This is a genomic window from Rugamonas sp. FW305-51 (genome assembly GCF_058786935.1).
Window position 1 is genome coordinate 63,018 of record NZ_JBYSZG010000003.1, and the last position, 25,296, is coordinate 88,313.

At 64.7% G+C, this 25,296-nt stretch carries 23 protein-coding genes and 1 tRNA gene; 10 read left to right on the plus strand and 14 right to left on the minus strand.

Annotation, left to right across the window (positions count from 1 at the left end; all coding sequences use genetic code 11):
- Positions 1 to 53 precede the first annotated feature (53 nt).
- The 4 genes from AC3WOS_RS02810 (at position 54) to AC3WOS_RS02825 (ending at position 2,215) form a co-directional block, all read left to right on the plus strand.
- On the plus strand, positions 54 to 824 hold the full coding sequence (locus tag AC3WOS_RS02810; RefSeq protein ID WP_492714314.1) for a hypothetical protein: 771 nt from the start codon (positions 54 to 56) through the stop codon (positions 822 to 824).
- A gap of 27 nt (positions 825 to 851) precedes the next feature.
- Positions 852 to 1,514, plus strand: coding sequence for a hypothetical protein (locus AC3WOS_RS02815; protein WP_492714315.1), 663 nt, complete (start codon positions 852 to 854; stop codon positions 1,512 to 1,514).
- A 63-nt stretch (positions 1,515 to 1,577) separates the two neighbouring features.
- The gene (gene vapB / locus AC3WOS_RS02820; RefSeq protein ID WP_492714517.1) at positions 1,578 to 1,814 is read left to right on the plus strand and encodes a type II toxin-antitoxin system VapB family antitoxin; all 237 of its coding nucleotides are present in this window, start codon (positions 1,578 to 1,580) and stop codon (positions 1,812 to 1,814) included.
- Complete coding sequence (locus AC3WOS_RS02825; RefSeq protein WP_492714316.1) at positions 1,814 to 2,215, plus strand: type II toxin-antitoxin system VapC family toxin; 402 nt, start codon at positions 1,814 to 1,816, stop codon at positions 2,213 to 2,215. Before vapB ends, AC3WOS_RS02825 begins: the two co-directional genes overlap by 1 nt.
- Before the next feature lie 178 nt (positions 2,216 to 2,393).
- Here the strand turns inward: AC3WOS_RS02825 and AC3WOS_RS02830 are convergent.
- Positions 2,394 to 2,469, minus strand: a tRNA-Arg gene (locus AC3WOS_RS02830).
- A gap of 202 nt (positions 2,470 to 2,671) precedes the next feature.
- Here AC3WOS_RS02830 and AC3WOS_RS02835 point away from each other — a divergent pair.
- A complete protein-coding gene (locus AC3WOS_RS02835; protein ID WP_492714317.1) occupies positions 2,672 to 3,214 on the plus strand; it encodes a c-type cytochrome in 543 nt (180 codons plus the stop codon).
- A 167-nt stretch (positions 3,215 to 3,381) separates the two neighbouring features.
- On the opposite strand, the gene AC3WOS_RS02840 is transcribed toward AC3WOS_RS02835, so the two are convergent.
- From AC3WOS_RS02840 to AC3WOS_RS02860, 5 genes are all read right to left on the minus strand, one after another.
- Positions 3,382 to 5,454 (minus strand): M13 family metallopeptidase, encoded by a 2,073-nt coding sequence (locus tag AC3WOS_RS02840; RefSeq protein ID WP_492714318.1) that lies wholly within the window; start codon positions 5,452 to 5,454, stop codon positions 3,382 to 3,384.
- A gap of 96 nt (positions 5,455 to 5,550) precedes the next feature.
- Complete coding sequence (locus AC3WOS_RS02845) at positions 5,551 to 7,623, minus strand: M13 family metallopeptidase (RefSeq protein ID WP_492714319.1); 2,073 nt, start codon at positions 7,621 to 7,623, stop codon at positions 5,551 to 5,553.
- 171 nt (positions 7,624 to 7,794) lie between these two features.
- The gene (locus AC3WOS_RS02850) at positions 7,795 to 9,846 is read right to left on the minus strand and encodes a M13 family metallopeptidase (protein WP_492714320.1); all 2,052 of its coding nucleotides are present in this window, start codon (positions 9,844 to 9,846) and stop codon (positions 7,795 to 7,797) included.
- Positions 9,847 to 9,997: 151 nt separating this feature from the next.
- Complete coding sequence (locus AC3WOS_RS02855; protein WP_492714321.1) at positions 9,998 to 12,268, minus strand: TonB-dependent receptor plug domain-containing protein; 2,271 nt, start codon at positions 12,266 to 12,268, stop codon at positions 9,998 to 10,000.
- Between the two features lie 122 nt (positions 12,269 to 12,390).
- Positions 12,391 to 12,948 (minus strand): hypothetical protein, encoded by a 558-nt coding sequence (locus AC3WOS_RS02860; protein WP_492714322.1) that lies wholly within the window; start codon positions 12,946 to 12,948, stop codon positions 12,391 to 12,393.
- Between the two features lie 357 nt (positions 12,949 to 13,305).
- Here AC3WOS_RS02860 and AC3WOS_RS02865 point away from each other — a divergent pair, with 357 nt between their 5' ends.
- The 4 genes from AC3WOS_RS02865 to AC3WOS_RS02880 all read left to right on the plus strand — a co-directional run bounded on the left by AC3WOS_RS02865 (position 13,306) and on the right by AC3WOS_RS02880 (position 16,648).
- The gene (locus AC3WOS_RS02865; protein WP_492714323.1) at positions 13,306 to 14,754 is read left to right on the plus strand and encodes a S41 family peptidase; all 1,449 of its coding nucleotides are present in this window, start codon (positions 13,306 to 13,308) and stop codon (positions 14,752 to 14,754) included.
- Positions 14,755 to 15,004: 250 nt separating this feature from the next.
- Positions 15,005 to 16,126 carry a beta-ketoacyl-ACP synthase III gene (locus AC3WOS_RS02870; RefSeq protein ID WP_492714324.1) on the plus strand — a complete coding sequence of 374 codons (1,122 nt, stop codon included), beginning with the start codon at positions 15,005 to 15,007 and terminating at the stop codon, positions 16,124 to 16,126.
- Between the two features lie 13 nt (positions 16,127 to 16,139).
- Complete coding sequence (locus tag AC3WOS_RS02875; protein ID WP_492714325.1) at positions 16,140 to 16,376, plus strand: hypothetical protein; 237 nt, start codon at positions 16,140 to 16,142, stop codon at positions 16,374 to 16,376.
- A complete protein-coding gene (locus AC3WOS_RS02880) occupies positions 16,364 to 16,648 on the plus strand; it encodes a type II toxin-antitoxin system RelE/ParE family toxin (RefSeq protein WP_492714326.1) in 285 nt (94 codons plus the stop codon). The genes AC3WOS_RS02875 and AC3WOS_RS02880 overlap by 13 nt, the downstream gene beginning before the upstream one ends.
- Positions 16,649 to 16,663: 15 nt before the next feature.
- On the opposite strand, the gene AC3WOS_RS02885 is transcribed toward AC3WOS_RS02880, so the two are convergent.
- Complete coding sequence (locus AC3WOS_RS02885; protein ID WP_492714327.1) at positions 16,664 to 18,700, minus strand: 2,4-dienoyl-CoA reductase FMN-binding domain-containing protein; 2,037 nt, start codon at positions 18,698 to 18,700, stop codon at positions 16,664 to 16,666.
- A 165-nt stretch (positions 18,701 to 18,865) separates the two neighbouring features.
- Here AC3WOS_RS02885 and AC3WOS_RS02890 point away from each other — a divergent pair, with 165 nt between their 5' ends.
- Entirely contained in the window at positions 18,866 to 19,432 is a 567-nt protein-coding gene (locus AC3WOS_RS02890) for an SRPBCC family protein (protein ID WP_492714328.1), read from the plus strand.
- Positions 19,433 to 19,581: 149 nt separating this feature from the next.
- On the opposite strand, the gene AC3WOS_RS02895 is transcribed toward AC3WOS_RS02890, so the two are convergent.
- From AC3WOS_RS02895 to AC3WOS_RS02925, 7 genes are all read right to left on the minus strand, one after another.
- Positions 19,582 to 20,034 carry a hypothetical protein gene (locus tag AC3WOS_RS02895; protein ID WP_492714329.1) on the minus strand — a complete coding sequence of 151 codons (453 nt, stop codon included), beginning with the start codon at positions 20,032 to 20,034 and terminating at the stop codon, positions 19,582 to 19,584.
- A gap of 55 nt (positions 20,035 to 20,089) precedes the next feature.
- Entirely contained in the window at positions 20,090 to 20,533 is a 444-nt protein-coding gene (locus tag AC3WOS_RS02900) for a DUF2721 domain-containing protein (protein ID WP_492714330.1), read from the minus strand.
- Positions 20,534 to 20,663: 130 nt separating this feature from the next.
- Positions 20,664 to 21,617: a prolyl aminopeptidase gene (gene pip, locus AC3WOS_RS02905; RefSeq protein ID WP_492714331.1), complete on the minus strand. Its 954-nt coding sequence runs from the start codon at positions 21,615 to 21,617 to the stop codon at positions 20,664 to 20,666.
- 244 nt (positions 21,618 to 21,861) lie between these two features.
- The gene (phbB, locus tag AC3WOS_RS02910) at positions 21,862 to 22,602 is read right to left on the minus strand and encodes an acetoacetyl-CoA reductase (protein ID WP_182160765.1); all 741 of its coding nucleotides are present in this window, start codon (positions 22,600 to 22,602) and stop codon (positions 21,862 to 21,864) included.
- Between the two features lie 59 nt (positions 22,603 to 22,661).
- Positions 22,662 to 23,840 carry an acetyl-CoA C-acetyltransferase gene (locus tag AC3WOS_RS02915; RefSeq protein WP_492714332.1) on the minus strand — a complete coding sequence of 393 codons (1,179 nt, stop codon included), beginning with the start codon at positions 23,838 to 23,840 and terminating at the stop codon, positions 22,662 to 22,664.
- A 172-nt stretch (positions 23,841 to 24,012) separates the two neighbouring features.
- Positions 24,013 to 24,219 (minus strand): hypothetical protein, encoded by a 207-nt coding sequence (locus AC3WOS_RS02920; RefSeq protein ID WP_492714333.1) that lies wholly within the window; start codon positions 24,217 to 24,219, stop codon positions 24,013 to 24,015.
- Between the two features lie 114 nt (positions 24,220 to 24,333).
- A complete protein-coding gene (locus AC3WOS_RS02925) occupies positions 24,334 to 25,242 on the minus strand; it encodes a LysR family transcriptional regulator (RefSeq protein WP_492714334.1) in 909 nt (302 codons plus the stop codon).
- Positions 25,243 to 25,296: the final 54 nt, after the last annotated feature.

The window sequence follows — 25,296 nt, forward strand, 5'->3', positions numbered from 1 at the left end:
GATAATTTCAAAGTTATAATCGACTCCCCGATGCAATCACGTGTGGAGGCAGCATGAAGATCAGCAAGCCCATTGTTTCGACACTCCCAATCTTATTGCTGGCGGCGATGGAGGGCTGCGGCGGCGGCGGCGGCAGCACCACGGTGGCGGCCACGACCACCGTCGCCAGTCCGCAAGGGATCTACGAGGGCGCGTTCTCCAATGGCGGCACACACAACACGCTGATACTGGAAAATGACCAGTTCTACACGCTCTACGGCGGCACGGTAGCCGGCGTATTCACCGTCAATGGCTTCCTGCAAGGGAACGGGCACGCCAGCGGCGGCAATCTGACGGCGACGGACGTCAAGGACGCGACCGTCGACGGCCAGCTGCTGAGCGGATCGCTCAGCGCCACCTACGCAGCCAACGGCAACCTGAACGGGACGCTGACGGAGGGCAGCAACACCGTCAACTTCAGCGGCACCACCGTCGTCAGTTCCGTCTATGACTACAACACGCCCGCCAGTCTGGCCGACATCGCCGGCGCGTGGAACATGACCTCGCTGCGGGGCTACGCCAACACATTCAACATCGCCGCATCGGGCGCATTTACGGCCACGTCGGGCGCCTGCTCGTTCAGCGGCACTTTCTCGCCGCGCGGTTCCGGCAAGAACGTGTTCGACGTCGCCATGACGTTCGGCCCCGCGCCCTGCCTTCTGCCCGGGCAGACGCTGGCCGGCATCGGTATCGACTTCATGCTCAACAACGGCAAACGCCAGCTGCTCATTGCCGGCCTGAATCAGGCCCGCACCAGTTCCGCCGCCTTCTTCGGCGCCCGCTGACCTGCCCCCACCAGCAAGGAGATCATCATGAAACATCAGATAGCCGGCGCAGCGCTGGGGCTTTGCCTGACGCTCAGCGGCTTGACCGCGGCGGCAGCGGACGAGCACGCGCCCGTCGCCGCGCCCCAGGTGGCCGTTGGCGACAGTTGGACCTACCAGTACACCGACGTCTGGAAGCATGCGCAGGGTAACCTGAACCGGATGGAAGTGACGGCCGTCGACGACAGCGGCATTCAGGTCGACATCAAGCGCGCCGCCAGCGGCGCGCTGGTGAGCAAGCAGCGCTTCAGCCGGGAGCTCAATCCGATCGACCGCGGCCGCATGCACTTCAACCCCGCGTTCGGGCGCTACGCCTTCCCGCTGGAGCCGGGCAAGGAGTGGAGCAGCGACGCCACGGGCGAAAACCCGGCAGCGGGCAAGCGCTGGCGCTACCGCATCAAGGGCAAGGCACTGGGCTGGGAAAAGATCAAGGTGCAGGCCGGCGAATTCGACGCGCTGAAGGTCGAGGTGGTCGGCTATTACCACGGTGAGGAAGTGGGCTCGAACGGCGGCAGCGGACAGCTCAACGAGACGCTGTGGTTCGCCCCGGCCGTCAACAACTTCGTCAAGCTGGAATACCAGGATACGGATTGGCAGGGGCGGGTGTACAACCGGGATATCTGGGAGCTGGCGGCCTACACGCGGAAATAGGGGGCGTGCCGAGAAGAGAAAAAAGTGGTACAGTACACACAAGTACATCCGAAGGCGAACATGATGCAAACGACACGCGTATTTAAGAACGGGAACTCGCAAGCGGTGCGGATTCCGGCCGAGATCGCCTATGACAGGACCGACATCGAGCTGGAAATCGAGCGGGTCGGCGACGAGATCCGGATTCGTCCGGCCCGCCGCCCCCTGGCTGGAGTCATGCAGAAATTCGCCCGTTTCGGGGCGGATTTCATGGCGGAGGGACGTGGCGACCAGGAGCAGAGCGAACGGGAGCCTTTGTAATGGCGCTGTACATGCTGGACACCAATATGTGCATCTACCTGATGAAGAACCAGCCGGAGCAGGTCGCGCGACGGTTTGCCCAATGTTATGTGGGGGATGTCGTGATGTCCGCCATTACCTACGCGGAGCTGCAGTATGGGGTGGCGGTGTCGCAGAACAGCGAGCGCGACAGGCGCAACCTGGCGGCGCTGATTGAGGATATTCCGGTTGCTCCCTACGATGTGGCGGCGGCGCTGTCGTATGGCCCCATCCGTCAAGCGACGCGGGAGCGTAAGAGCGACCAACTCGACAAGCTGATTGCATCGCACGCGATATCGCTGGATGTGTCCTTGGTTACCAATAACGAGCGTGATTTTGTGGCCTATTCCGGCTTGCGAGTTGAGAATTGGCTCAACACCTGAAACCGGGGGTGGGCATGACCGTGGACAACGAATAATCGGTCTACTACTGCACAACGACCGGTATGGTGAAACACCCTGCTGGGAGGCAATGGGAGCTTATCGGTGAAACGCGGCGCGCCCATAGTTCGGGCACGGTAACGCGTCCAGGTACAGAGCGCATTGATTTCAAAGGGAATTCTGGTGCGGCTGGCGGGGATCGAACCCACGACCCTTGGCTTCGGAGGCCAATACTCTATCCACTGAGCTACAGCCGCTTGGGGGATTGTCTGAATCGACACGAAGGATACCGTTTTTCTCCGCGCCCGTCCATGGAAAGTGTCGTTTTAGGCAGCATTTCGATTCCATGGGGCAGTTTTTGAGTCTATAATCGCCCGTTTGGCGAGGGTTTGCATTGCTGCATGCAAAGGACAATACTTCGCACGGCCAACCAGCTTCGAAACATTGTAAAAGGAAATCATGAGCGACGCACACAACGAACACGAATCCGCCATCAGAACACCTAAGCAGCTCGTTGCTGCCGTGATCGGCTTTTTTGCAGTGACCATTTTCGGCATCATCCTGCTGGTGCAGTATGTGACCACCGACAAGCTGACCGGCCGTGGTTCCGACAGCCAGTCGCCCGAAGCCGTTGCTACCCGTGTCCGTCCCGTCGCCGATGAAGGCTTCACCCTGAAAGATGTCAACGCGCCCAAGCAGCTGCAAGCCGGCGACGCCGTCTACATGGCCGTCTGCGCGGCCTGCCACGCTTCCGGCGCGGCCGGTTCGCCCAAGTTCGGCGACGCCGGCGCCTGGGGCCCCCGCATCGCCCAGGGCTACGACACGCTGCTCAAGCATGCCGTCGAAGGTATCCGCGCCATGCCGGCCAAGGGCGGCAATCCCGACCTGGACGACGTGGAAGTGGCACGTGCCGTGGTCCACATGGCCAACGCCTCCGGCGCCAAGTTCAAGGAGCCTGCCGCTCCTGCCGCCGCCGCCGCTTCGGCCGCCTCGGCACAGTAATTAATACGCTTGCGGCGCCGGCCAGTCCGGCGCTTCCATCAAGACCGCTCCGTCACACGAGCGGTTTTTTTTTCGCCTGGCGGACCGCGGCGACGGTTGCGACATGGCCCGCGGCACGATGAAAAAAGGGCCGCTCGCGCGGCCCTTCGTTTTGCCTCAGGAGGCCATTACCACATGATCACGCGGTCTTTCGGCGCCAGGTACATCTTGTCGCCCTTCTTCACGCCGAAGGCGCTGTAGAAGCCGGGCTGGTTGCGCATGGTGCCGTTGGCGCGGAACTGGCCCGGCGAGTGCGGGTCGGTCTTGATCTGGACGATCTGCTGCGGTTCACGCATCTTCATGCGCCACACCTGGGCGAAGCCCATGAAGAAGCGCTGGTCGCCCGTCAGGCCATCGATCACGGGCGCTGGCTTGCCGTGCAGCGACAGCTTGTAAGCCTTGTACGCGATCGCCACGCCGGAGTTGTCGGCAATGTTCTCGCCCAGGGTCAGCTCGCCGTTGACGTGGTAGCCGGGCAGCGGGCTGAACTGGCTGTACTGGTCCACCAGCATCTTGGTCTTGGCCGCGAAGTTCTTGTGGTCGGCCGCCGTCCACCAGTCGCGCAGGTTGCCGTCGCCGTCGTACTGGGCGCCCTGGTCGTCGAAGCCGTGGCTGATTTCGTGGCCGATCACGCCGCCGATGGCGCCGTAGTTGACGGCGTCGTCCGCGTTGGCGTCAAAGAACGGCGGCTGCAGGATGGAGGCCGGGAACACGATCTCGTTCATTTCCGGGTTGTAGTAGGCATTCACCGTCTGCGGCGTCATGCCCCACTCTTCGCGGTCGATCGGCTTGCCCAGCTTGTTCAGTTCCTTGTCGTAGTCGAACTTGTTCGAGCGCAGCACGTTGCCCACCAGGTCGTCGCCCGCCACGGTCAGCTTGGAGTAATCGCGCCAGTGGTTCGGGTAGCCGATCTTGGTGGTGAACTTGGCCAGCTTGGCTTGCGCCTGCTTCTTGGTGGTGGGGCTCATCCAGTCCAGCTTGTCGATGCTGGTCTTGTAGGTGGCCAGCAGGTTCTTGACCAGCTCTTCCATGCGCGCCTTGCGCTCGGCCGGGAAGTACTGCTCCACGTACAGCTTGCCGACGGTTTCGCCCAGCGCGCCTTCAGTCACGCTCACGCCGCGCTTCCAGCGGGGACGCATTTCCGTCACGCCGCTCAGCACGGTGCCGTAGAAGGCGAAGTTCTCGTCCACGTAGGCCTTGGTCAGGTAAGGCGCGTTGGCATGCACCAGCTGCCACTGGAAGTAGGCTTTCCACGTTGCCAGCGGGGTGCTGGCCAGCACGTCGTTAAAGCCTTGCACGTAACTGGGCTGGCCCACGATCACGTAGCCGGTCTTGCCGGCGATGCCGGTTTCGTTGAGCCAGGTGGTCCAGTCGAAGCCGGAGGCCAGGCCACTCAGCTTGGCCAGTTCCACCTTGTTGTAGCCCTTGACGGGGTCGCGCAGTTCGACCTTGGTCCACTGCACCTTGGCCAGCGCCGTTTCCAGCGCGACGATGGCCTTGGCGTTGGCGGCCGCGTTGGCGTCGCCCGTCAGGGTCAGCATCCTGGTCACGTGCTGCTCGTACTTGGCCAGCGTGTCGGCCATCTTGGCGTCGTCCAGCTTCAGGTAGTAGTCGCGGTCTGGCAAGCCCAGGCCGGCTTGCTGGATGTCGGCCACGTATTTGGTCGAATCCTTGTTGTCCTGGTGGATGCCGAACGTCAGCGGGGCGCCAAAGCCCAGCTGGTTGAAGTGGGCGACCAGGGCCGGGATCTGCTGCTTGTCGCTCAGGGCGGCCACTTTGGCCAGCTCGGCGTTGAGCGGGGTCAGGCCCAGCTGTTCGATCTTCGCTTCATCCATGAAGCTGGCGTAGAAGTCGCCGATGCGCTGGGCGTCGGAACCGGCCACCTTGCCCTTGGCGTTGGCGGCGTTCTCGATGATGGCGCGCAGCTGCGGCTGGATGTCGTCGCGCAGCTTGGCGAACGTGCCCCAGCTCGACTTGTCGGCCGGGATCTCGGTCGTGGCCAGCCACTTGCCGTTCAGGTGGGTGAAGAAGTCGTCCTGCGCGCGCACGGACGATTCGATAAATTCGGTGGCTATGCCCGACGACAGCTTGCCGCTGGCGACCTTGGCGGTGGCCGCGGTCATGCTCTTGGCGTTGTCGGCGGCACCGGCGTAGCCTGCGATCAGGCTCAGGGTTAATGCACTCAACAGATAACGTTTCACAGAAATATCCTCATTGTTTGTAACGAAAAAGATCGCCCCTGGACTTTTGGCCCATCATTGACTTTATCATAAGGCCACGTCCGGGGGCAGGTGCAATTACCACATGCTCACACGCTGCTTGGGCGGCAAATACATCTTGTCGCCCGGCTTGACGCCGAACGCGGCATAGAACGGCGCCTGGTTGCGCACCGTGCCGTTGGCGCGGAAGCGGTCCGGTGAGTGCGGGTCGCTCTTCAGGTAGACGATCTGCTGGGCTTCGCGGATCTTGCTGCGCCAGACCTGGCCAAAGCCCATGTAGAAGCGCTGGTCGCCCGTCAGGCCGTCGATCACGGGCGCCGGCTGGCCGCCCAGGGCGATCTGGTAAGCCTTGTAGGCGATGGCGATGCCGGAGTTGTCGGCGATGTTCTCGCCCAGCGTCAGCTCGCCGTTCACATGGTAGCCCTTGACGGGGCTGAACGCGCTGTACTGCTTGACCAGCATCTTGCTCTTGGCGGCGAACTGCTTGTGGTCGGCGGCCGTCCACCAGTCGCGCAGGTTGCCGTCGCCGTCATACTGGGCGCCCTGGTCGTCGAAGCCGTGGCTGATCTCGTGGCCGATCACGGCGCCGATGGCGCCGTAGTTGACGGCGTCGTCCGCGTCGGCGTCGAAGAACGGCGGCTGCAGGATGGCGGCCGGGAACACGATCTCGTTCATTTCCGGGTTGTAGTAGGCGTTCACCGTCTGCGGCGTCATGCCCCACTCTTCGCGGTCGATGGGCTGGCCCAGCTTGGCCAGCTGGCGTGCGTAGGCGAACTCGTTGGCGCGCAGCACGTTACCCACCAGGTCGTCACGGCTCACCACCAGGCTGGCGTAGTCACGCCATTTGTTGGGGTAGCCGATCTTGGTGGTGAACTTGGCCAGCTTGGCCTGGGCCTGTTCCTTGGTGGCCGGGCTCATCCAGTCCAGGGTGGCGATGCTTTGCTTGTAGGCGGCCAGCAGGTTGGCCACCAGCTGTTCCATGCGCGCCTTGCGCTCGGGCGGGAAGTGCTGGGCCACGTACAGCTTGCCCAGGCTCTCGCCCAGCGCGCTGTCGGTGGCGTTGACGGCCCGCTTCCAGCGCGGCTGCTGCTCTTTCACGTCGCTCAGCACCTTGCCGTAGAAGTCGAAGTTTTCGGCAGCGAACGCCTGCGACAGATAGGGCGCGTTGGCGTGGATCACCTGCCAGCGGAAATAAGCCTGCCACGTGGCCAGCGGCGTCTGCTCCAGCAACTGGCGCATGCCTTTCAGGTAGCTGGGCTGGCTGACGATGACGTAATCGACCTTGCCGGCCAGGCCAGTCTGCTGCAGATAGCTGGTCCAGTCGTAGCCGGGCAGCAAGGTCGGCAGCTGGTCCAGCGCCACCTTGTTGTAGGCCTTGACGGGGTCGCGCAGCTCGACCTTGGTCCACTGGATCTTCGCCATCGCCGTTTCCAGCGCCACGATGGCGCGCGCATCCGCCTCCGCGGCCGCCTCGGTTTGGCCGGCCAGCGCCAGCATGCGGGCCACGTGCTGCCGGTACTTGGCCAGGGTGGCGGCCAGCTTGGCGTCGTGCGGCTTCAGGTAGTAATCGCGGTCGGGCAGGCCCAGGCCGTCCTGGTACAGGTCGGCCACGTAGCGGGTCGAATCCTTGTTGTCCTGGTGGATGCCATAGCCGTACGGCGCCGTGAAGCCGAGCCGGTTGAAGCGGGCGATCAGGGCGGGCATGTCCTGCTTGCCGCGCAGGGCGGCCACGCGGTCCAGTTCGCCGCGCAGCGGGGTCAGGCCCAGCTGGTCCAGCCTGGCCTCGTCCATGTAGCTGGCGTAGAAGTCGCCGATGCGCTGGGCGTCCGAGCCGGCCGTCCGGTTCGGGTCGGCGGCGGCCGCTTCGATGATGGCGCGCAGCTGCGGCTTGGTGTCGTCGTCCAGTTTCTCGAACGCGCCCCAGCTGGCCTTGTCGGCCGGGATGGCCGTGTTGGCCAGCCATTTGCCGTTCAGATTGCCGAAGAAATCATCCTGCGCCCGTACCGACGTATCCATGTTGGCGACGGCAATGCCGGAGGCGCGGATGGCGGCCGTTGCCTGCCGCGCCGGCGCGGCGCCATCCTCGGCATGGGCGCCCGTGGCGCCGGCCAGCAGCGCCAAGGTCAGTGCGCTTAATAAATGAGCTTTCAAAGTCTCTCTCCCAGGTTTTGGTCACATTGCACTATTGTTGTGTACCAGCGACGGGACTGTATCATGTCATCATGATATTAGTAACAAAAAGACCACGCCAGATCGCTCCGGCATGGTCTTTTTTTTGCTACCGCATGGCGCGCTTGCCAGATGCGCGGCACCAAATGCGCTTTACCAAATGATCACACGCTGCTCGGGCGCCAGGTACATGCGGTCGCCCGGCTTGACGCCGAACGCTTCATAGAAACCGGGCTGGTTGACCATGGTGCCGTTGGCGCGGAACTGGCCCGGCGAGTGCGGGTCGGTCTTGATCTGCACGATCTGCTGCGGTTCGCGCATCTTGCTGCGCCACACCTGGGCAAAACCCATGTAGAAGCGCTGGTCGCCCGTCAGGCCGTCGATCACGGGCGCCGGCTGGCCGCCCAGCGACAGCTTGTAGGCCTTGTAGGCGATGGCCAGGCCGGAATTGTCGGCGATGTTCTCGCCCAGCGTCAGGTCGCCATTCACGTGGTAGCCGGGCAGCGGGCTGTAGCTGCCGTACTGCCGCACCAGCACGTCCGTGCGGGCCTTGAAGTTGGCGCGGTCTTCCTGGGTCCACCAGTCGCGCAGGTTGCCGTCGCCGTCCGACTGGCTGCCCTTGTCGTCGAAACCATGGCTGATTTCGTGGCCGATCACGGCGCCGATGGCGCCATAGTTGACGGCATCGTCGGCGCCCGCATCGAAGAACGGCGGCTGCAGGATGGCGGCCGGGAACACGATCTCGTTCATCGTCGAGCTGTAATAGGCGTTGATGGTCTGCGGCGTCATGCCCCACTCGGCGCGGTCGATAGGCTTGCCCAGCTTGTTGATCATGCGCTGGGAGGCGTACACGTTGGCCCGCATCATGTTGCCCGACAGGTCGCCGGGCACAATGGCCAGCGAACTGTAGTCGCGCCACTTGGACGGATAGCCGATCTTGGGCGTGAACTTGGCCAACTTGGCCTGGGCCTGCTCCCTGGTGGCCGGCCCCATCCACTCCAGCGTATCGATGCTGGACTTGTACGAGGCCAGCAGGTTGGCCACCAGCTGCTCCATGCGCGCCTTGCGCTCGGGCGGGAAGTACTGGGCCACGTACAGCTTGCCCAGCGCTTCGCCCAGCGCGCCTTCGACGGCGCCCACGCCCCGCTTCCAGCGCGGCGGCTGTTCCGTCACGCCCGTCAGCACGGTGCCGTAGAAGGCAAAGCTGGCGTCAGCGAACGGCTTGGACAGGTAGGGTGACTGGCTGCGCAGCAGCTGCCACTCGAAATACGATTTCCAGGTGGCCAGGTCGGTCTGTTCCAGCACCGCGTTGAAACCGCTCAGGTAGCTGGGCTGGTTGACGATCACGTAATCGACCTTGCTGGCCACGCCGGCAGCAGCCAGCGCGTGCTTCCAGTCGTAGGCGGGGGCCAGCTCGGCCAGCTTGTCGATCTGCACCTTGTTGTAGCGCTTGACGGGGTCGCGGTTCTCGACCTTGGTCCACTGCACCTGGGCCAGCGCCGTTTCCAGCGCCACGATGGCGTGGGCGGCGGCGGTGCTGTCCTTGATGCCGGCCAGCGCCAGCGTCCTGGCCACGTGGGCTTCGTACTGGACCAGCACGGCGGCCAGCTTGGCGTCATCCTTTTTCAGGTAGTAGTCGCGGTCCGGCAGGCCCAGGCCGCTTTGCACAACGTTGACGGCGTACTTGGTCGATTCGCGCGCATCCTGGCCCACGTAGATGCCGTAGGGCGTCGGTACGCCGATCTCGTCCAGGTGGGCGATCAGGGCCGGCAGCGCCTTCTTGTCCTTGATGGCGCGGATACGGTTCAGTTCGCCCGCCAGGGGCTTGATGCCCAGCGCGTCGAGCTTGTGCTCGTCCATGTAGCTGGCGTACAGGTCGGCGATCTTCTGGGCTTCGGAACCGGGCTTGCGGGCGCTCTTGTCCTGCTGGGCCTGCTGGGCCGCTTCGATCAGGGTGCGCAGCTGGGGCAGCGTCGCTTCGCGCAGCTGGATGAAGGAACCCCAGCTCGCCTTGTCGGCGGGAATTTCCGTCGTCTGCAGCCACTTGCCGTTGAGGTAGCGGAAGAAATCATCCTGGGGCCGCACGGCGCTGTCGATGTATTGCACATCGATGCCCGAGCGGGGAGTGGTGGCGGCCGGTTCGGCGGCGCCGGCAACGGCGGTCAGCAGGCTCATGGTCAGGGTGCTCAGCAGATATCGGTTCACGAAAAGTCCTTGTAGGGCATGGTAGCAAATACGGCCGCTCTGGGCCGTCCGGCGGATAAGCCGGAACCCGGAAATGTAGCACGGCGGGGCGGCCATGGCACGGGAATCCTCGCGTGCCGTGCCCGCCCGCCGCTGCTGGCCGCCCAGGCCGTCAGAACTTCGTTTCGAACTTCACGCTCCAGGCCGTATAAGTCTGGTAGTCCGTATCGGCCGCAGACGCCACCCCGCGCGCCGTGACGACGTTGCGGCCCACGCTGTCGAGCGGCGCCAGGTTGCTGGCCGAAATGCGCAGCTGCTTGCGGCTGTCGAACTTCCACAGGGCGTAGGCGTCGAAGGCGCGCTTGCGGCCGTTTTCCACCACCTGGGTGAGGCTGGTCTGGATCACCGTGGCCGGAGTCCAGTTGAGACTGCCGCCCACCGTCAGCGGCCACTGCCTCAGGTGGTAATCCAGGCCCACATTGGCCGTCTGTTTGGCTTGCTGGTCGAGCCGGTTGTTGGGGCCGGGGATGCCGTCCACGCTGGACCAGAAGCGGCTGTAGTTGGAGCGCAGGTCGACGGCCGGCGCATCCTCGAACAGTTCCACCAGCTGGAACTTGGCCTCCAGCTCGATGCCGCTGGTGCGGGCGTGGCCCACGTTGGACGGGGTGGACACGTAATGCGGGCCTTGCGCCGTGTCGTAGCTGGTCAGGGTGCGGCGGATCAGGTTGTCGATGTCGCGCACGAAACCGCTGACGCTGACGATGCCGCTGCGGCCCAGGTAGTGCTCGTAGGCCAGGTCCACACCCGTGGCCAGTTCCGGCTTCAGGTCGGGATTACCCACGCGGTCGGGATGGGTGGCGTTGTTCGGGTGGGCCAGGTAGGGCAAGGCGATCAGATCCTGCACGTTGGCCGCCTTGTAGCTCCTGGTCAGGCTGGCGCGCAGCTGGTCGCGCGCGTGGCCGGGGATGCGCCATACGCCGTGCAGCAGCGGGCTCAGCACGCTGCTGGTGTTGCGCACCTCGCCGCCGGCGCGGCTGCTGGTGGTGGTGATGCCCTCCCAGCGCAGGCCGGCATAGGCCGACCATTGCGGCGTGATGTCCCATTCGTCCTGCGCGAACACGGCGTAGCGGCGCGTGTCGGCGCTGAGGTTGTCGCCGGAATCGTCGAACTGGGCCACGCCGTTACGGTCCAGCGAAGTCTTGGTCTGCTCGCGGTGGCTCGCTTCGACATCCCAGCCGGCGGCCAGCGTGTGGTCCTTGCCCAGCGGCGTGCTGTACTTGCCGCCGCTGCTGACGCTGCGGTCGCGCGTGCTGTCGCTGTCGGTAAAACGGTTCGATTCCTGGCCGCTGGCGTCGTACTGCAGGCGCAGCGCGTCGCTGCTGCTGTGGCCGGCGCCAAAGCCGAACTTCACATCGAGCTTGGCCGCGCCGCCCAGCTTGTGCACCCAGTTGCCGAAGCCGCGCAGGAAGGTCGTGTCGGCATGGCTGCGGGTGGCGGCCGTGCTGTACTCGGGCGACAGCTGGCCGATGCTCTGGTCCAGCACGCTGGAGGCCGTCGTGTCGCTGCGCACGCTCATCAGGAAGGGCTGGAAGTTCAGCGTGTCGCCGCCCTCGAACTTGTAGGACAGACGGGGCGTGAGATGCACCCCGCGCGCCTTGCGGCTGCTCTGGTCCGCTTCCAGCTGGTCCTTGAGCAGGTCGCCGGCCGCATCCGTGTCATGGTAGGCGATGGTGTTGTGGTCGTGCTGGCGGTTCTCGAAGACGGAGCCGGTCAGCAAATAGGTCAGGTTGCCGGCCTTGCCCGGCACCGTCAGCGCAACGTTGGGCGCGTGCCGGCCCTGCTCCACCGTGTCGGTCAGCTTGAGCTGCTTGTCCTTGAGCTGGTAACCGTCGCGCAGCACGATGTTGATGGTGCCGGCGATGGCGCGCGTGCTGTGCTCGGCCACCGGGCCGCGCATGATTTCCACCCGCTCCACCTGCTCCGGCGACAGGCTGTCCATGGAAAAACCGGCCGGCGGCCGCTCGCCGTTGACGAGGACTTGCGTGTAGCCGCTGCCCAGGCCGCGCATGCGGATGTCGCCGCCACGGCCGGGACGGCCGCCGATGGTGACGCCGGGCAGGCGCTTGAGCACGTCGGCCAGACTGGTGTCGCCGTTGCGGTCCAGTTCCTCGCGGCCATAGACTTGCTTGCCGGCCGTGGCGTGGCGGCGCTCGTCCATGTCGCTGGCGCGCCCGCCGCTGACGGTCACTTGCTGGATCGGGTGGCCGTCGGTTGCTGCGGTGGGCTGGGCGGCGGTGGCGCTGCTGGCAGTGGCGCCAGGCTGGGTGCCGCCGACGCTGGTATCGGCCGGCTGGCCGGGTGCAGTCTGGGTCTGGGCCTGGACCGCCGGATCGGTCAGGGCGCCCAGCAGGGCCAGGCAGGCGTAGGGAAACAGTTTGCGCATAAGGAATCGGGTGGTGTCGTTGCGGACGGCAATCCGCGCCCGCATTCTAGCGCCTCGCTCCCCCCGCGATGGCCGCCCGCAGTTGTTTTTTACTTTACGATACACACCCTCTACATGCCCCGTCAGCCGCCCGGCATCCCCATGCCGGCCCCGCCCTGCTTGTGATGGCCGCCGCGGCTGTGGTCGCCCCCCTCCTCCCGCGGGCGCGGCGCCGCACCGGCCCGGCCGCCGTTATCGGGCATGCGCAGCAACTGCTCGGCCAGCTGGTTGGCCACCACGCGGCGCTGGGACTCGCTCAGCGCATCGTTGACGGTCAGCCACCATTCGCGCAGCTGCTTTTCCTCGGCCGCCGTGGTGGCCGTTTCCGCATCCATGGCGCCTGCCAGGTCGCGCAGTTCGACGCCGGCCGCATCCAGGCCTGTCTTGCTGGCCGCCTGCAGCCGTTCGCGCCGGGCCTGGCGTTCGCGCAGCAAGGTGCGCGTCTTGCCTTCCGTCTGCTGCCACAGGGTTTGCTGGTTGGCGTTCAGGTTCAGCGAGGTCTTCAGGTCGGACGCCATCGGCAGCAAATCTTCGGCCCGCAGCTCCATCACGGGCACGGCCAGCGCGGGCAAGGTGGCCGCACTGAGCAGCAAGGCCGCGCCCAGGTGACGGACGCGGAAAGGTAGCGAATTGAACGGCATGAAGACTCCCGGGATAAAAAAAAGCCTGCGGCTTGAGCGCAGGCAAAGAACCACTTCAGGGTAGAGAGAAATACAAGGCCAGTGTAGGCCGCCGGTGCCGTCCCGGCAGGGATTCTTACAATTGCTTACCGTCGTCAAGGCAAGCGTTACACAGCGTGAGCTAACCCCGGCCTGGCGCAATATTTACAGTCCTGCACGCTGCTAAGGTGGACGGGTGGGCCAGCGCGAAAAAACGTGTAAATCATTACGCATTGGATACTACGTTTGCCAGAAATCAGGTTTATACTGAATCGTAGCGTTACGCTGGCGCCGACCGCGCAGCCGCAACGCCGAGTGGATAGATTCGACAGGTGAAACATGGGCAAGAAACTCAAGAATACCGGGCTGGTTGGCCTGGGTGTCATCGCCGGCATTGCCGTTTCGCTGCAGTTCTCCGCGATGGCGCAAAAGCCCGTCGAGCCGGCCCTGCCGCTGGAAGAGTTACGCCAGCTGGCCGACGTGTTCGGCCTCATCAAGTCGGATTATGTGGAACCGGTCGAGGACAAGAAACTGCTGACCGAAGCCATCGCCGGCATGGTCGCCTCGCTCGACCCCCACTCCGCCTACCTGGACAAGAAAGCCTATGCCGAACTGCGCGAAGGCTCGCAAGGCAAGTTCGTGGGCCTGGGCATCGAGATCGGCCAGAGCGAGGACGGCTACATCAAGATCGTCTCCCCCATCGAGGATTCGCCGGCCTACCGGGCCGGCATCAAGGCGGGCGACCTGATCACGCGGCTCGACAGCACGCCCGTCAAGGGCATGAGCCTGGACGACTCCGTCAAGAAGATGCGCGGCGAGCCGCACACCAAGGTCAGCCTGACCATTTTGCGCAAGGGTGAGACGGAGCCGCTGGTGTTTTCCATCGCCCGCGAGGAAATCCACCAGAAGAGCGTCAAGGGCAAGCTGATCGAGCCGGGCTACGCCTGGCTGCGCGTGGCCCAGTTCCAGGAACCGACGGTCGACGACCTGGCCGCCAAGATCGTCGACCTGTACAAGCAGGACCCCAACATCAAGGGCCTGGTGCTGGACCTGCGCAACGACCCGGGCGGCGTGCTGCAAGGCGCCATCGGCGTGGCGGCCGCCTTCCTGCCGCGCGACTCGGCCATCGTCTCCACCAACGGCCAGCTGCCCGACTCCAAGCAGATCTTCTACGGCCGGCCCGAATACTATGCCCTGCGCAGCGACAGCGACGCGCTGGCCAAGCTGCCCGACGCCATCAAGAAGGTGCCGATGGCGGTGCTGGTCAACACGGGTTCGGCCTCGGCCTCGGAAATCGTGGCCGGCGCCCTGCAGGACTACAAGCGCGCCGCCATCATCGGCAGCCAGACTTTCGGCAAGGGTTCGGTGCAGACCATCCGCCAGCTGACGTCCGACACGGCCGTCAAGCTGACCACGGCCCGCTACTACACGCCCAACGGCCGCTCGATCCAGGCCAAGGGCATCGCGCCCGACCTGCTGGTCGACGAGAACGCGGATGGCGACGGCCTGAACAGCCTGCGCACGCGCGAGGCCGACCTCGACAAGCACCTGGCCAACGACCGCGACCAGGAAGGCGCCAAGTCCAACCGCGACGAGCTGGAAGAGCAGCTGCGCGTGATGGCCATGGAAAAGCAGCGCAAGCCGCTCGAATACGGCAGCAGCGACGACTTCCAGCTGGCCCAGGCGCTGAACCACTTGAAAGGCTTGCCGGTGCAGCTGGCCAAGAACGATGCCAAGCTGGTGCAGGTGGCAGGCCCCGCCGCCAAGAAGGCGCTCGACAAGAAATAGGGGGCAAGCCGGCCCGCGCCACCGGCAGCAATGCTGGCACGGACCCAGGCCTCAGCGCAGGCCACGCAGGCGGCCAGGCAACACCGGCGGCGTCTCAGAGGCGCCGCCGGCACGTTGATCCGCCCCGTTCCATGGGCGTGGTCAATAAAAAAACAACCGACCGTTCAGAAAATCCGATGATGGGCCCCGCCATTGTGTAAAATTTGCTCACTAGCGGCGCCAGCCCATTATCATATTTGAAAGCTTAACCATGAAACAAGCCGTCATCAGCGGTACCGGCCTCTTTACGCCAGCGCAATCGATCTCGAACGAAGAGCTGGTCGCCAGCTTCAACGCCTACGCCGAACAATTCAACGCCGACAACGCGGCCGCCATCGCGGACGGCAGCGTGACGGCGCTGGAACTGTCCAGCGTCGGCTTCATCGAGAAAGCGTCCGGCATCAAGTCGCGCTTCGTGATGGAAAAAAGCGGCATCCTCGATCCCGCGCGCATGGTGTCGCGCATCCCCGAGCGGGCCGACGACGAACTGTCGCTGCAGGCCGAAATCTGCGTGGCCGCCGCGCGCCAGGCGCTGGACCGCGCCGGCCGCAGCCCGGCCGACATCGACATGGTGCTGGTCGCCTGCAGCAACATGCAGCGCGCCTATCCGGCCATGGCGGTGGAAGTGCAGTCGGCGCTGGGCATCGACGGCTACGGCTTCGACATGAACGTGGCCTGCTCCTCGGCCACCTTCGGCATCCAGACCGCGGTGGCGGCCATCAAGAGCGGCCAGGCGCGCGCCGTGCTGGTGCTCAATCCGGAAATCACCAGCGGCCACCTGAACTGGCGCGACCGCGACAGCCACTTCATCTTCGGCGACGCCTGCACGGCGATGGTGATCGAAGACGCGGCCACGGCCCAGGGCCCGCACCGCTTTGAAATCGTCGAGACCCAGCTCAAGACGGCCTTCTCCAACAACATCCGCAACAACTTCGGCTTCCTGAACCGCTTCGACGAATCGGGCATCGGCGCGCCGGACAAGCTGTTCCGCCAGCAGGGCCGCAAGGTATTCAAGGACGTGTGCCCGATGGCGGCCGAGATGATCAAGACCACCATCGCCGGCGCCGGGCTGGAAGTGCCGCAGGTGAGCCGCTACTGGCTGCACCAGGCCAACCTGAACATGAACCTGCTGATCAGCCGCATGGTGCTGGGCCGCGACGCCGAAGCGGGCGAAGCGCCCGTGATCCTGGACACCTACGCCAATACCTCGTCGGCCGGTTCCATCATCGCCTTCCACAAGCACTCGGACGACCTGGCCGCCGGCCAGCTGGGCGTGATCTGCTCGTTCGGCGCCGGTTACTCGATCGGTTGCGTGGTGGTGCGCAAGCTGTAAAGAGGGAGCGTACATGATCACCGTCCAGCTATCGGCGGAACTGGAGGCAGCGGTAATCTCCGCCGCCGGCCGTCATGGCCAGTCCGTCGACGACTACCTGGCAAGCGTATGCGCGGAGGCCCTGCTTCTGGAACGCGACCGTACGCGCGTTCAGTCGTTTCGTGATGGCGAACCGGCCGTGTCCCATGAGCGTGCCGACGCCTGGCTTGCCGAGCTGGCAGCCGGCAAGCGGAGCACATGTCCGCGCTGACCTGGCATCCAGATGCGCTGGCCGACGTGGGGCGGCTGTACGACTTCCTTGCACCAAGCAATCCTTCAGCTGCCCGGCGCGGCGTCAACGCGATTCGCAACGCCGCCAATCAGTTGCTGAAGAATCCGCAGCTGGGTTCACCCTACGCCGAATTCAGGGAATGGCCGGCCAAATTCGGCCGGCGCGCATATATCCTGCGCTATCTCATCCTGGAAACCGGCGACATCCTGATCGTTCGCGTCTGGCACAGCAGGGAGCTGCGGCCGCGCTGACGGTACAGCACATAGTTACAGCCGCACAGCCAGTTCCGCGCCTTCCTTGATGGCGCGCTTGGCGTCCAGTTCCGCCGCCAGCGCGGCGCCGCCGATCTTGTGGAAGCGCGGGCCGCTCTTGGCCTCCTGCTCGCTCGGCATCAGTTCCGTCAGGCTGTCCTGGCCGGCGCACACCACCACGTTATCCACCGCCAGCAGGCGCTGTTCGCCGCCCACCGTGATGTGCAGGCCGTGGTCGTCGATGCGGTCGTACTGCACGCCGGCGATCATCACCACGCCGGCACGCGCCAGCGCGGCGCGGTGCACCCAGCCCGACGTCTTGCCCAGGCCCGCGCCCAGCTTGGAGGTCTTGCGCTGCAGCAGATAGAGCTGGCGCACCGGCTCCGGCGCCGCCGCCGGCACCAGGCCGCCGGAGGTATCGCCCTTCAGGTCCACGCCCCACTCGCGCGCCCATACGTCCAGCGCCAGCGGCAGCGCGTAGCGCGGGTCGTGCAGCAGGTATTCGCTGATGTCGAAGCCGATGCCACCGGCGCCGATGATGGCCACCCGCTTGCCCACCGGCGCCTTGTTCTGCAATACGTCCACATACGACAGCACCTTGGCATGTTCGATACCGGCGATCGGCGGCCGGCGCACCTTGATGCCGGTGGCCACCACCACGTCGTCGTAGCCGCCGGCCAGCAGCTGCTCGCGCGTGACGCGCTGGCCCAGCTGCAGCTTGACGCCGGTCAGTTCGATCTTGCGCCCGAAGTAGCGCACCGTTTCTGCAAACTCCTCCTTGCCCGGAATCTGCATGGCGATGCGGAACTGGCCGCCGATGCCGGGATTGGAGTCGAACAGGGTCACGTCGTGGCCGCATTCGGCCGCCACGGTGGCGGCCGACAGACCGGCCGGGCCGGCGCCCACCACGGCCACCTTGCGTTTGATGGCGGCCTTGGCGTACACCAGCTCCGTCTCGTGGCAGGCGCGCGGATTGACCAGGCAGCTGGCGCGCTGGTTGGAGAAGGTATGGTCCAGGCAAGCCTGGTTGCAGCCGATGCAGGTGTTGATCTCGTCGCTGCGCCCTTCCGCCGCCTTGACCACGAACTGCGGGTCGGCCAGGAACGGACGGGCCATCGATATCAGGTCGGCCTCGCCGCGCAGCAGTATGCCTTCCGCCTCCTGCGGCATATTGATGCGGTTCGACGCCACCACGGGAATGGTCAGCTCGCGCCGCAGGCGGCCGGCCACGCCGGCGAACGCGGCGCGCGGCACCGAGGTGACGATGGTGGGCACGCGCGCCTCATGCCAGCCGAAGCCGGTGTTCATGATAGTCACGCCGGCGTGCTGCAGCGCCTTGGCCACCGCCACCACGTCGTCCCAGGTGTTGCCGCCATCGACCAGGTCGAGCAGCGAGTGGCGGTACATGATGATGAAGTCGTTGCCCACTTCGGCGCGGATGCGCTTGACGATTTCCACCGGCAGGCGCATGCGGTTCTCGATGCTGCCGCCCCAGCGGTCGGTGCGCAGGTTGGTGCGCGCGCACAGGAACTGGTTGATCAGATAACCTTCGCTGCCCATCACCTCGATGCCGTCGTAGCCCGCGTCTTTGGCCAGCCGGGCGCATCGGGCGTAGTCGCGGATGGTCGATTCGATCCCGGCCTCGGTCAGCGCGCGCGGCTTGAAGGGCGAGATCGGCGACTTCTGCTCCGAGGCCGACACCACGAACGGCTGGTAGCCATAGCGGCCCGCGTGCAGGATCTGCATCAGGATCTTGCCGCCCTCCTCGTGCACGGCGGCCGTCAGGCGGCGGTGGTTGAACACGTCGGCCTTGAAGTTGAGCGTGCCGCCGAACGGCAGCAGCCAGCCGGCCCGGTTGGGCGAGATGCCACCCGTGACAATCAGGCCCACGCCGCCGCGCGCCCGCTCGCGGTAGAACGCGGCCAGCTTGCCGTAATTGTAGAAGCGGTCTTCCAGTCCCGTGTGCATGGAACCCATGATCACGCGGTTGCGCAGCGTGGTGAAGCCGAGGTCGAGAGGGGCCAGCAGGTGTGGGTAGCTTGGAGTAGTCATTATCGTTATTGGAGTGGTTGACATGCGATGCCGGCATTAAAGCCGAATTCTCTAGACCCGTGGTTCTAAACGGCGCAGCCCGCGGCGGCCGGCGCCGCGGCCAATTTGTAACCAGAACGTACCACTCTTGTATTCTGCCACCCTTTCCCTTACGCTGGAAAGATGATGCGATTCCTTCTGTTCCTGATGATCGGTGTGGCCGCCCCCGCCATGGCGCAAACACCGAGGCTTGAATTGCCCAAGCTGGAAGTGTCGGTGAACCGGGTGGAACTCGATGCGCTGCATATGTTCGAGGTCAACGCGGCCGGCACGGTGCAGGCGGCGCCGGCCACGGTGTGGCGCATCCTGACCAACTACGAACGGATGAATGAGTTCGTGCCGGACATGGAGTCATGCAAGGTGTTGGCGCGCAATGGCAATGAAGTCATCATCGAACAGTTCGGCACGGCCCGCTTCCTGTTCATGTCCAAGTCCATCCACCTGATCGTGCGCGCCACCGAGCAGCCGATGACGTCGATCGACATCGCCCTCATCTCGGGCGACATGAAGCACTATGAATCGCACTGGGAACTGGTGCCGGTGCCCGAGACGGGCGGCACCAAGGTGATTTACAGCGGTCGCCTGGTGCCCAACTTCTACGTGCCGGGCATCCTCGGCGCCAAGATCATCCGCCACGATATCGAACGCATGATGGCGGCCGTGCTCACACGGCTGGACAGCAAGCGCGAGTAGCCAGCCAGCGCGCGCCCGCGTGTTGCAGGGCGGCGCCGGTGCGCGGCGCCATCCAGCGGCGGCGTGCTGCCGCCACCTGTTGCTGTCGGGTCTGGCCGTGGCGTGTAGCCGTGGCGTGTTGCGGCGGTGGCCGGTCGCCACGCCCTGTGTCAGGCCAGGTAGGTGTCGCGGTCGCGCAGCTCGGCGAAATTCTCCAGGCTGCCGATCTTGATCAGCACGGGATTGAGACTGAGCTTGCTTTGCATGGCGCGCCACGCGAACTGCCACTCATGTTCGTCGGCCTCCTGGGCCGTCTTGGTGAAGGCCGCGCCCAGCGCGGCGCGGGTGCCGTATTCGACGGCGCCGTCGATGCCCGCCCAGCTGGGCAGGGTACGCTGCACGGCGCGGTGCAGGCGCTCGCCGAATTCTTCCGTGTTGTGGATGATCAGGCAGCAGTCGGCGTTGAACAGGTCGAACAGCTTGCGGTCCCATACCTGGGAAAAGCTCAGCGTCAGGCAGTTTGACGCCGGGCGCAGCACGAACTGCCCCTGGGTCAGTGCCAGTTCCAGGTCTTCGCGCACGCCGTAGCGGTGCAGGGTGGGGGGGCGTTGGTAATCGTGCATGATGGTATTCGGTTCGGTCAGATGGGGTGGCAACAGCCACCAGACTACAAGCTTGCTATTTTACCGGCTGGCGCACGTGGCGGTGGGAACGCATGGCCGCCGACGCGATAAAGATCTCGCGCAGGAACGAGACAAAACTGCCGATCAGGCAAGCCATGGCCGCCACGAACATGCCGGCGATGTATTTGTCGAGCGGCAGGTTGGTGACATCGCCCAGGAACAGCATGGCGATTACCAGGCAGATCAGCAGCGCGCACGAGGTGGCCAGCGTGATCGACACGTTGATCAGGTGCGCGCGCCGGTACAGCGTGTCCAGTTCGTTGAGATAGGCGTCGCTGTAACCGATGTCCAGCCTGTCCTCCAGCACCCGCGAACGGTCGATGATGCGGGCCAGGCGGTTAATCAGCACCATCAGGGTGGTGCCCACGCCCGCCAGCAGGAAGACCGGGGCGATGGACAACTGGATGATGTGGCCGACGTCGCCGATCTGTATGTTCATGAGTGCGATGATGTTTCCTCGATACTGTTGGTCGCGCAGGCCGTAGTGTAGCAGCCCGCGGCGGCGCCCGGCCGATTGCCCGCGTGCGCGTTCCGGCGCGGCCGGCCATGCGTGCGTTCCTGGCCGCGGTCTAGCCGAAACGGCCGTGGCGGCGGAACTGTTCCGTGGCCGCCACCAGGGCGCGGGCGATGCCCTGCTCCAGCGCGCCGTGGCCGGCGTCCGGTATCATCTGCAGCACGGCGCCGGGCCAGGCCCGGTGCAGGCGGTGGGCCGACAGCGGCGGGCAGATCACGTCGTAGCGCCCCTGCACGATCACGGCTGGCAGGTGGGCGATGCGGCCCATGTCGCGGATCAGCTGGTCGTCCGTGAAGAAGCCCAGGTTGGCCATGTAGTGCGATTCGAGCCGGCCCACGCCCAGGTCCAGCGCGTCCGACGACGCCTCGTCCGGCTGCGGCAGCAGGAACACGCGGCGGCCCTCGAAGCGGCTCCATGCACGCACGGCCGGCCAGTAGACGGCCGGGTCGGCGCTCATGATGCGCTCCACGTAGGCCTGCAGCAGGTTGCCGCGCTCGGCCAGCGGAATGGGGGCGATGAATTCCTCGTACAACTCGGGATAGAACCACTGCACGCCGTGGATGAACCAGTCGATCTCGGCCTGGGTGCACAGGAAGATGCCGCGCAGGACGAAGCCCAGGCAGCGTTCCGGGTGGGCCTGGCCGTAAGCCAGCGCCAGCGTCGAGCCCCACGAACCACCGAACACCAGCCACTGGCTGATGCCGAACAGTTCGCGCAGGCGTTCGATGTCCTCCACCAGCAGCTGGGTGGTGTTGGCGCGGCACTCGCCCAGCGGGGTGGACTTGCCGGCGCCGCGCTGGTCGAACAGGATCACACGATAGTGGTCGGGATCGAAAAAGCGGCGGTGCTGGGGCGACAGGCCGGCGCCGGGGCCGCCGTGCAGGAACAGCACCGGCATGCCATCCGGATTGCCCACTTCCTCCCAATAAATCGTATGCAAGTCATCGACCGCCAGCATGCCATGACGGCGCGGCGTAACGGGAGGGAACAGGGGCGAGGAATCGGGCATGGCGCATCCTTTGCGTGTGCTGGACAGGTGATACGCGCATTGTACTTGAGCAGGTCACTCCAGCAAAAAAGCCCCGGATGCGGCGCACGAAGAATGGGGGAGAAAAATGGGGACGTACCCCATTTACGAAAAGGGGTACGTCCCCATTTTCCGGAAAACCGTGTTACGTCCCCGTTTTTTGTAGGCTTGGGCGAAAAAAAAACGCTGCCCGAAGGCAGCGCTTTTGGCTCGCAGACGAATGCGATCAGGACATGTGCTGGCCGCCGTTGATGGCGATGTTGGCGCCAGTGACGAAGGCCGCTTCGTCCGACGACAGGTAGGCCACCAGGCCCGCCACTTCTTCCGGCTTGCCCAGGCGCGCCATCGGAATTTGCGGGATGATCTTGGTGTCGAGCACTTCCTGCGGGATCTCCATCACCATCTTGGTGCCGATGTAGCCCGGCGAGATGGTGTTGACCGTCACGCCCTTGCGCGCCACTTCCAGCGCCAGCGACTTGGTGAAGCCGTGCATGCCGGCCTTGGCCGCCGCGTAGTTGGTCTGGCCGAACGCGCCCTTCTGACCATTGACGGACGAGATGTTGATGATGCGTCCCCAGCCGCGCTCCACCATGCCGTCACACACCGGCTTGGTCATGTTGAACACGGAGTCCAGGTTGGTGGCCATGACGGCGTCCCAGTTGGTCTTGTCCATCTTCTTGAACGTCATGTCGCGCGTGATGCCCGCGTTGTTGACCAGCACATCCACCGGACCGATATCCTTGGTGATCGCTGCCACGCACGCTGCCGCCGAATCGTAATCGGCCACGTCGCATGGATACGCCTTGAAGTTGAAACCCTGGTCACGGGTGGTGGCCAGCCAGTCATTGACTTTGGTATTGCCAGGGGAATACGTTGTCACTACGGTGTAGCCCAGTGCCGCCAGTTTGAAACAAACTGCTTCGCCCAGACCGCCCATGCCGCCGGTTACCAATGCAACTCTTGCCATTTTTCGTCCCCTCGTTTTCAACAACTACAATAAAATCGTTCCCCGCCTGCGCGGGCCGCTTACTCGCGCTCGACCGCCAGCGCCACGCCCATGCCGCCGCCGATGCACAGCGAGGCCAGGCCTTTCTTGGCGTCGCGCCGCACCATTTCGTGCAGCAGCGTGACCAGGATGCGGGCGCCGGAGGCGCCGATCGGGTGGCCGATGGCGATCGCGCCGCCATTGACGTTGATCTTGCTGGTGTCCCAGCCCATCTCCTTGTTGACGGCGATGGCCTGGGCCGCGAAGGCTTCGTTAATTTCCATCAGGTCCAGGTCCTGCGGGGTCCAGCCGGCCTTTTTCAGGCACAGGCGGGCAGCCGACACGGGACCCATGCCCATCACGGCCGGGTCGATGCCCGACGAGGCGTAGGCTTTCACGCGCGCCAGCGGGGTCAGGCCCAGGGCCTTGGCCTGCGAGGCCGACATCATGATGACGGCGGCGGCGCCGTCGTTGATGCCGGAGGCGTTGCCGGCCGTGACCGTGCCATCCTTGGCGAAGGCCGGACGCAGGCTTTGCAGCGATTCGATGGTGGAACCGGGCTTGACGTATTCATCGCTGTCGAACACCACGGTGGCCTTCTTCTGGGCGATTTCCAGCGGCAGGATTTCATCCTTGAACTTGCCGGCCTTTTGCGCCGCTTCCGCCTTCAGCTGCGACTGCAGCGCGAACTCGTCCTGCTCGGTGCGGGAAATCTCGTATTTCTTGGCCACGTTCTCGGCCGTGATGCCCATGTGGTACTGGTTGTAGACGTCCCACAGGCCGTCCACGATCATGGTGTCGACCATCTTGAAGTCACCCATGCGGAAGCCGTCGCGCGAACCGTTCATGGCGTGCGGGGCGGCGCTCATGTTCTCCTGGCCGCCGGCGATGATGATGCCGGCGTCGCCGCACTTGATGGCCTGGGCCGCCAGGTGGGTGGCCTTCAGGCCGCTGCCGCACACCTTGTTGATGGTGTAGGCGGGAATGCTGTTGGGCAGGCCGGCCTTGATCACGGCCTGGCGCGCCGGGTTCTGGCCCACGGCGGCCGTCAACACTTGTCCCAGGATGGCTTCGCTGATCAGTTCTGGCGCAATGCCGGTCTTGGCCAGCAAGCCCTTGATCACGTGCGCGCCCAGCTCCGAGGCGGGGATTTTTGCCAGACTGCCACCAAATTTGCCGACTGCGGTGCGGCCTGCGGCCACGATCACTACATCTTCCATGTGTTTCTCCAATGCGCCGGTCGGAACCGGCTTAGTTATGCCACAAACATCAAGACTCCATCAAGCAACTGGTTGCTCAATTACAAAATTCGTTGTTAGCCTGTGTGCATGCCATATCGACAAGCCCGGCAGTCCGATCATACGCCGCCGCTCCGCCAGGCGGCGCCCGTTTCTAACGCATGGAATCAACGGGCGCCCACATAAACTCTCTAGCAGCAACCGTGCCAGTGGCGAGGGTCATGCGGTAGGCGTCCGCGTGGCGCTCGGCGCACAGCATGCCGCCGTCCAGCCATGCTTCCATGCAGGCCCGCAGGGCCGCCAGCTGGACTGCCAGCAGCGCGTTGCCGGCCCGTGAACTTTGTTGTGCGATATCGAACATGCTGACCCTTTGCGTGCAAAGTGAACCCAACCTCACATCGTAGGCGACCAGCCCTTGCCGGCCTTGATCTGTATCAAAGCTACTTGTTCATTCTGCAGATGCGGTGCAAATTTGTCACGATAATAATTTGATACCATCCAGGCTGGCGGCACACTGCTCCCGTATCACATTGACGAAGTCGAGCACATACGCTTTCTGCTTGAGCGCCTCGGGCACGGACACGAACAGGTCGCTCCACAAGCCCAGCTCGCCCACCGGCTTGGCGATCACATAGTCGTAATCGACGTAATTCTTGATGGCCCAGTTGGGCAGCGCGGCCACCCCGCGGCGGCTGGCCACCAGCTGCAAAATGGCCACCGTCAGCTCGGCCGTGCGGCGCTCGAAATGGATGCCGGCCGGGCGCAGCACTTCGCGGATCAGGTCGATGCGTTCCTCGGGTACGGGATAGGTGATCAGGGTCTCGCCCTCGAAGTCGGCGGCGGCCAGCCGGCGCACGCCCTGCAGCCGGTGCTTCTGCGCCATCACCACCAGGATCTCGAAGCGGAACAGGGGGAAAGTGCTGAATTCGCGGCTGTAGTCGGAACCGATCACGAGGTCGGCTGCGCCGCTGCGCAGCAGCTCGGCCGGCTCGCTGTGAAAGCCCGACACCAGGTCGATTTCCACGTCCGGCCAGCGCTGGCGGAACTCATCCATCACCGGCATCAGCCAGTCGAAACAGGTGTGGCATTCGAGCGCCACGCGCAACTGGCCCTGGTCGCCCTGGGACAGGCGGGCCACGTCGCGCTCGGCCTGTTCGATTTCCGGCAACAGCAGGTCGGCCAGCTTGAGCAGGCGGGCGCCCGTGGCCGTGAAGCCGATCGGCACCGACTTGCGCTCGAACAGGGGGCCGCCGTAGCGCTCTTCCAGCAATTTGATCTGGTGCGACAGGGCCGATTGCGTGAGATTGAGCAGCTGGGCGGCACGCACCAGGCTGCCTGCGGAGCGCAAGGCGCTGAGGGTTCGGAGATGGCGTATTTCGAGCATGGTCTATTTATGAAACTTTTTCATGTGAAGCCACAAAATCTTTCGTTTTGATTA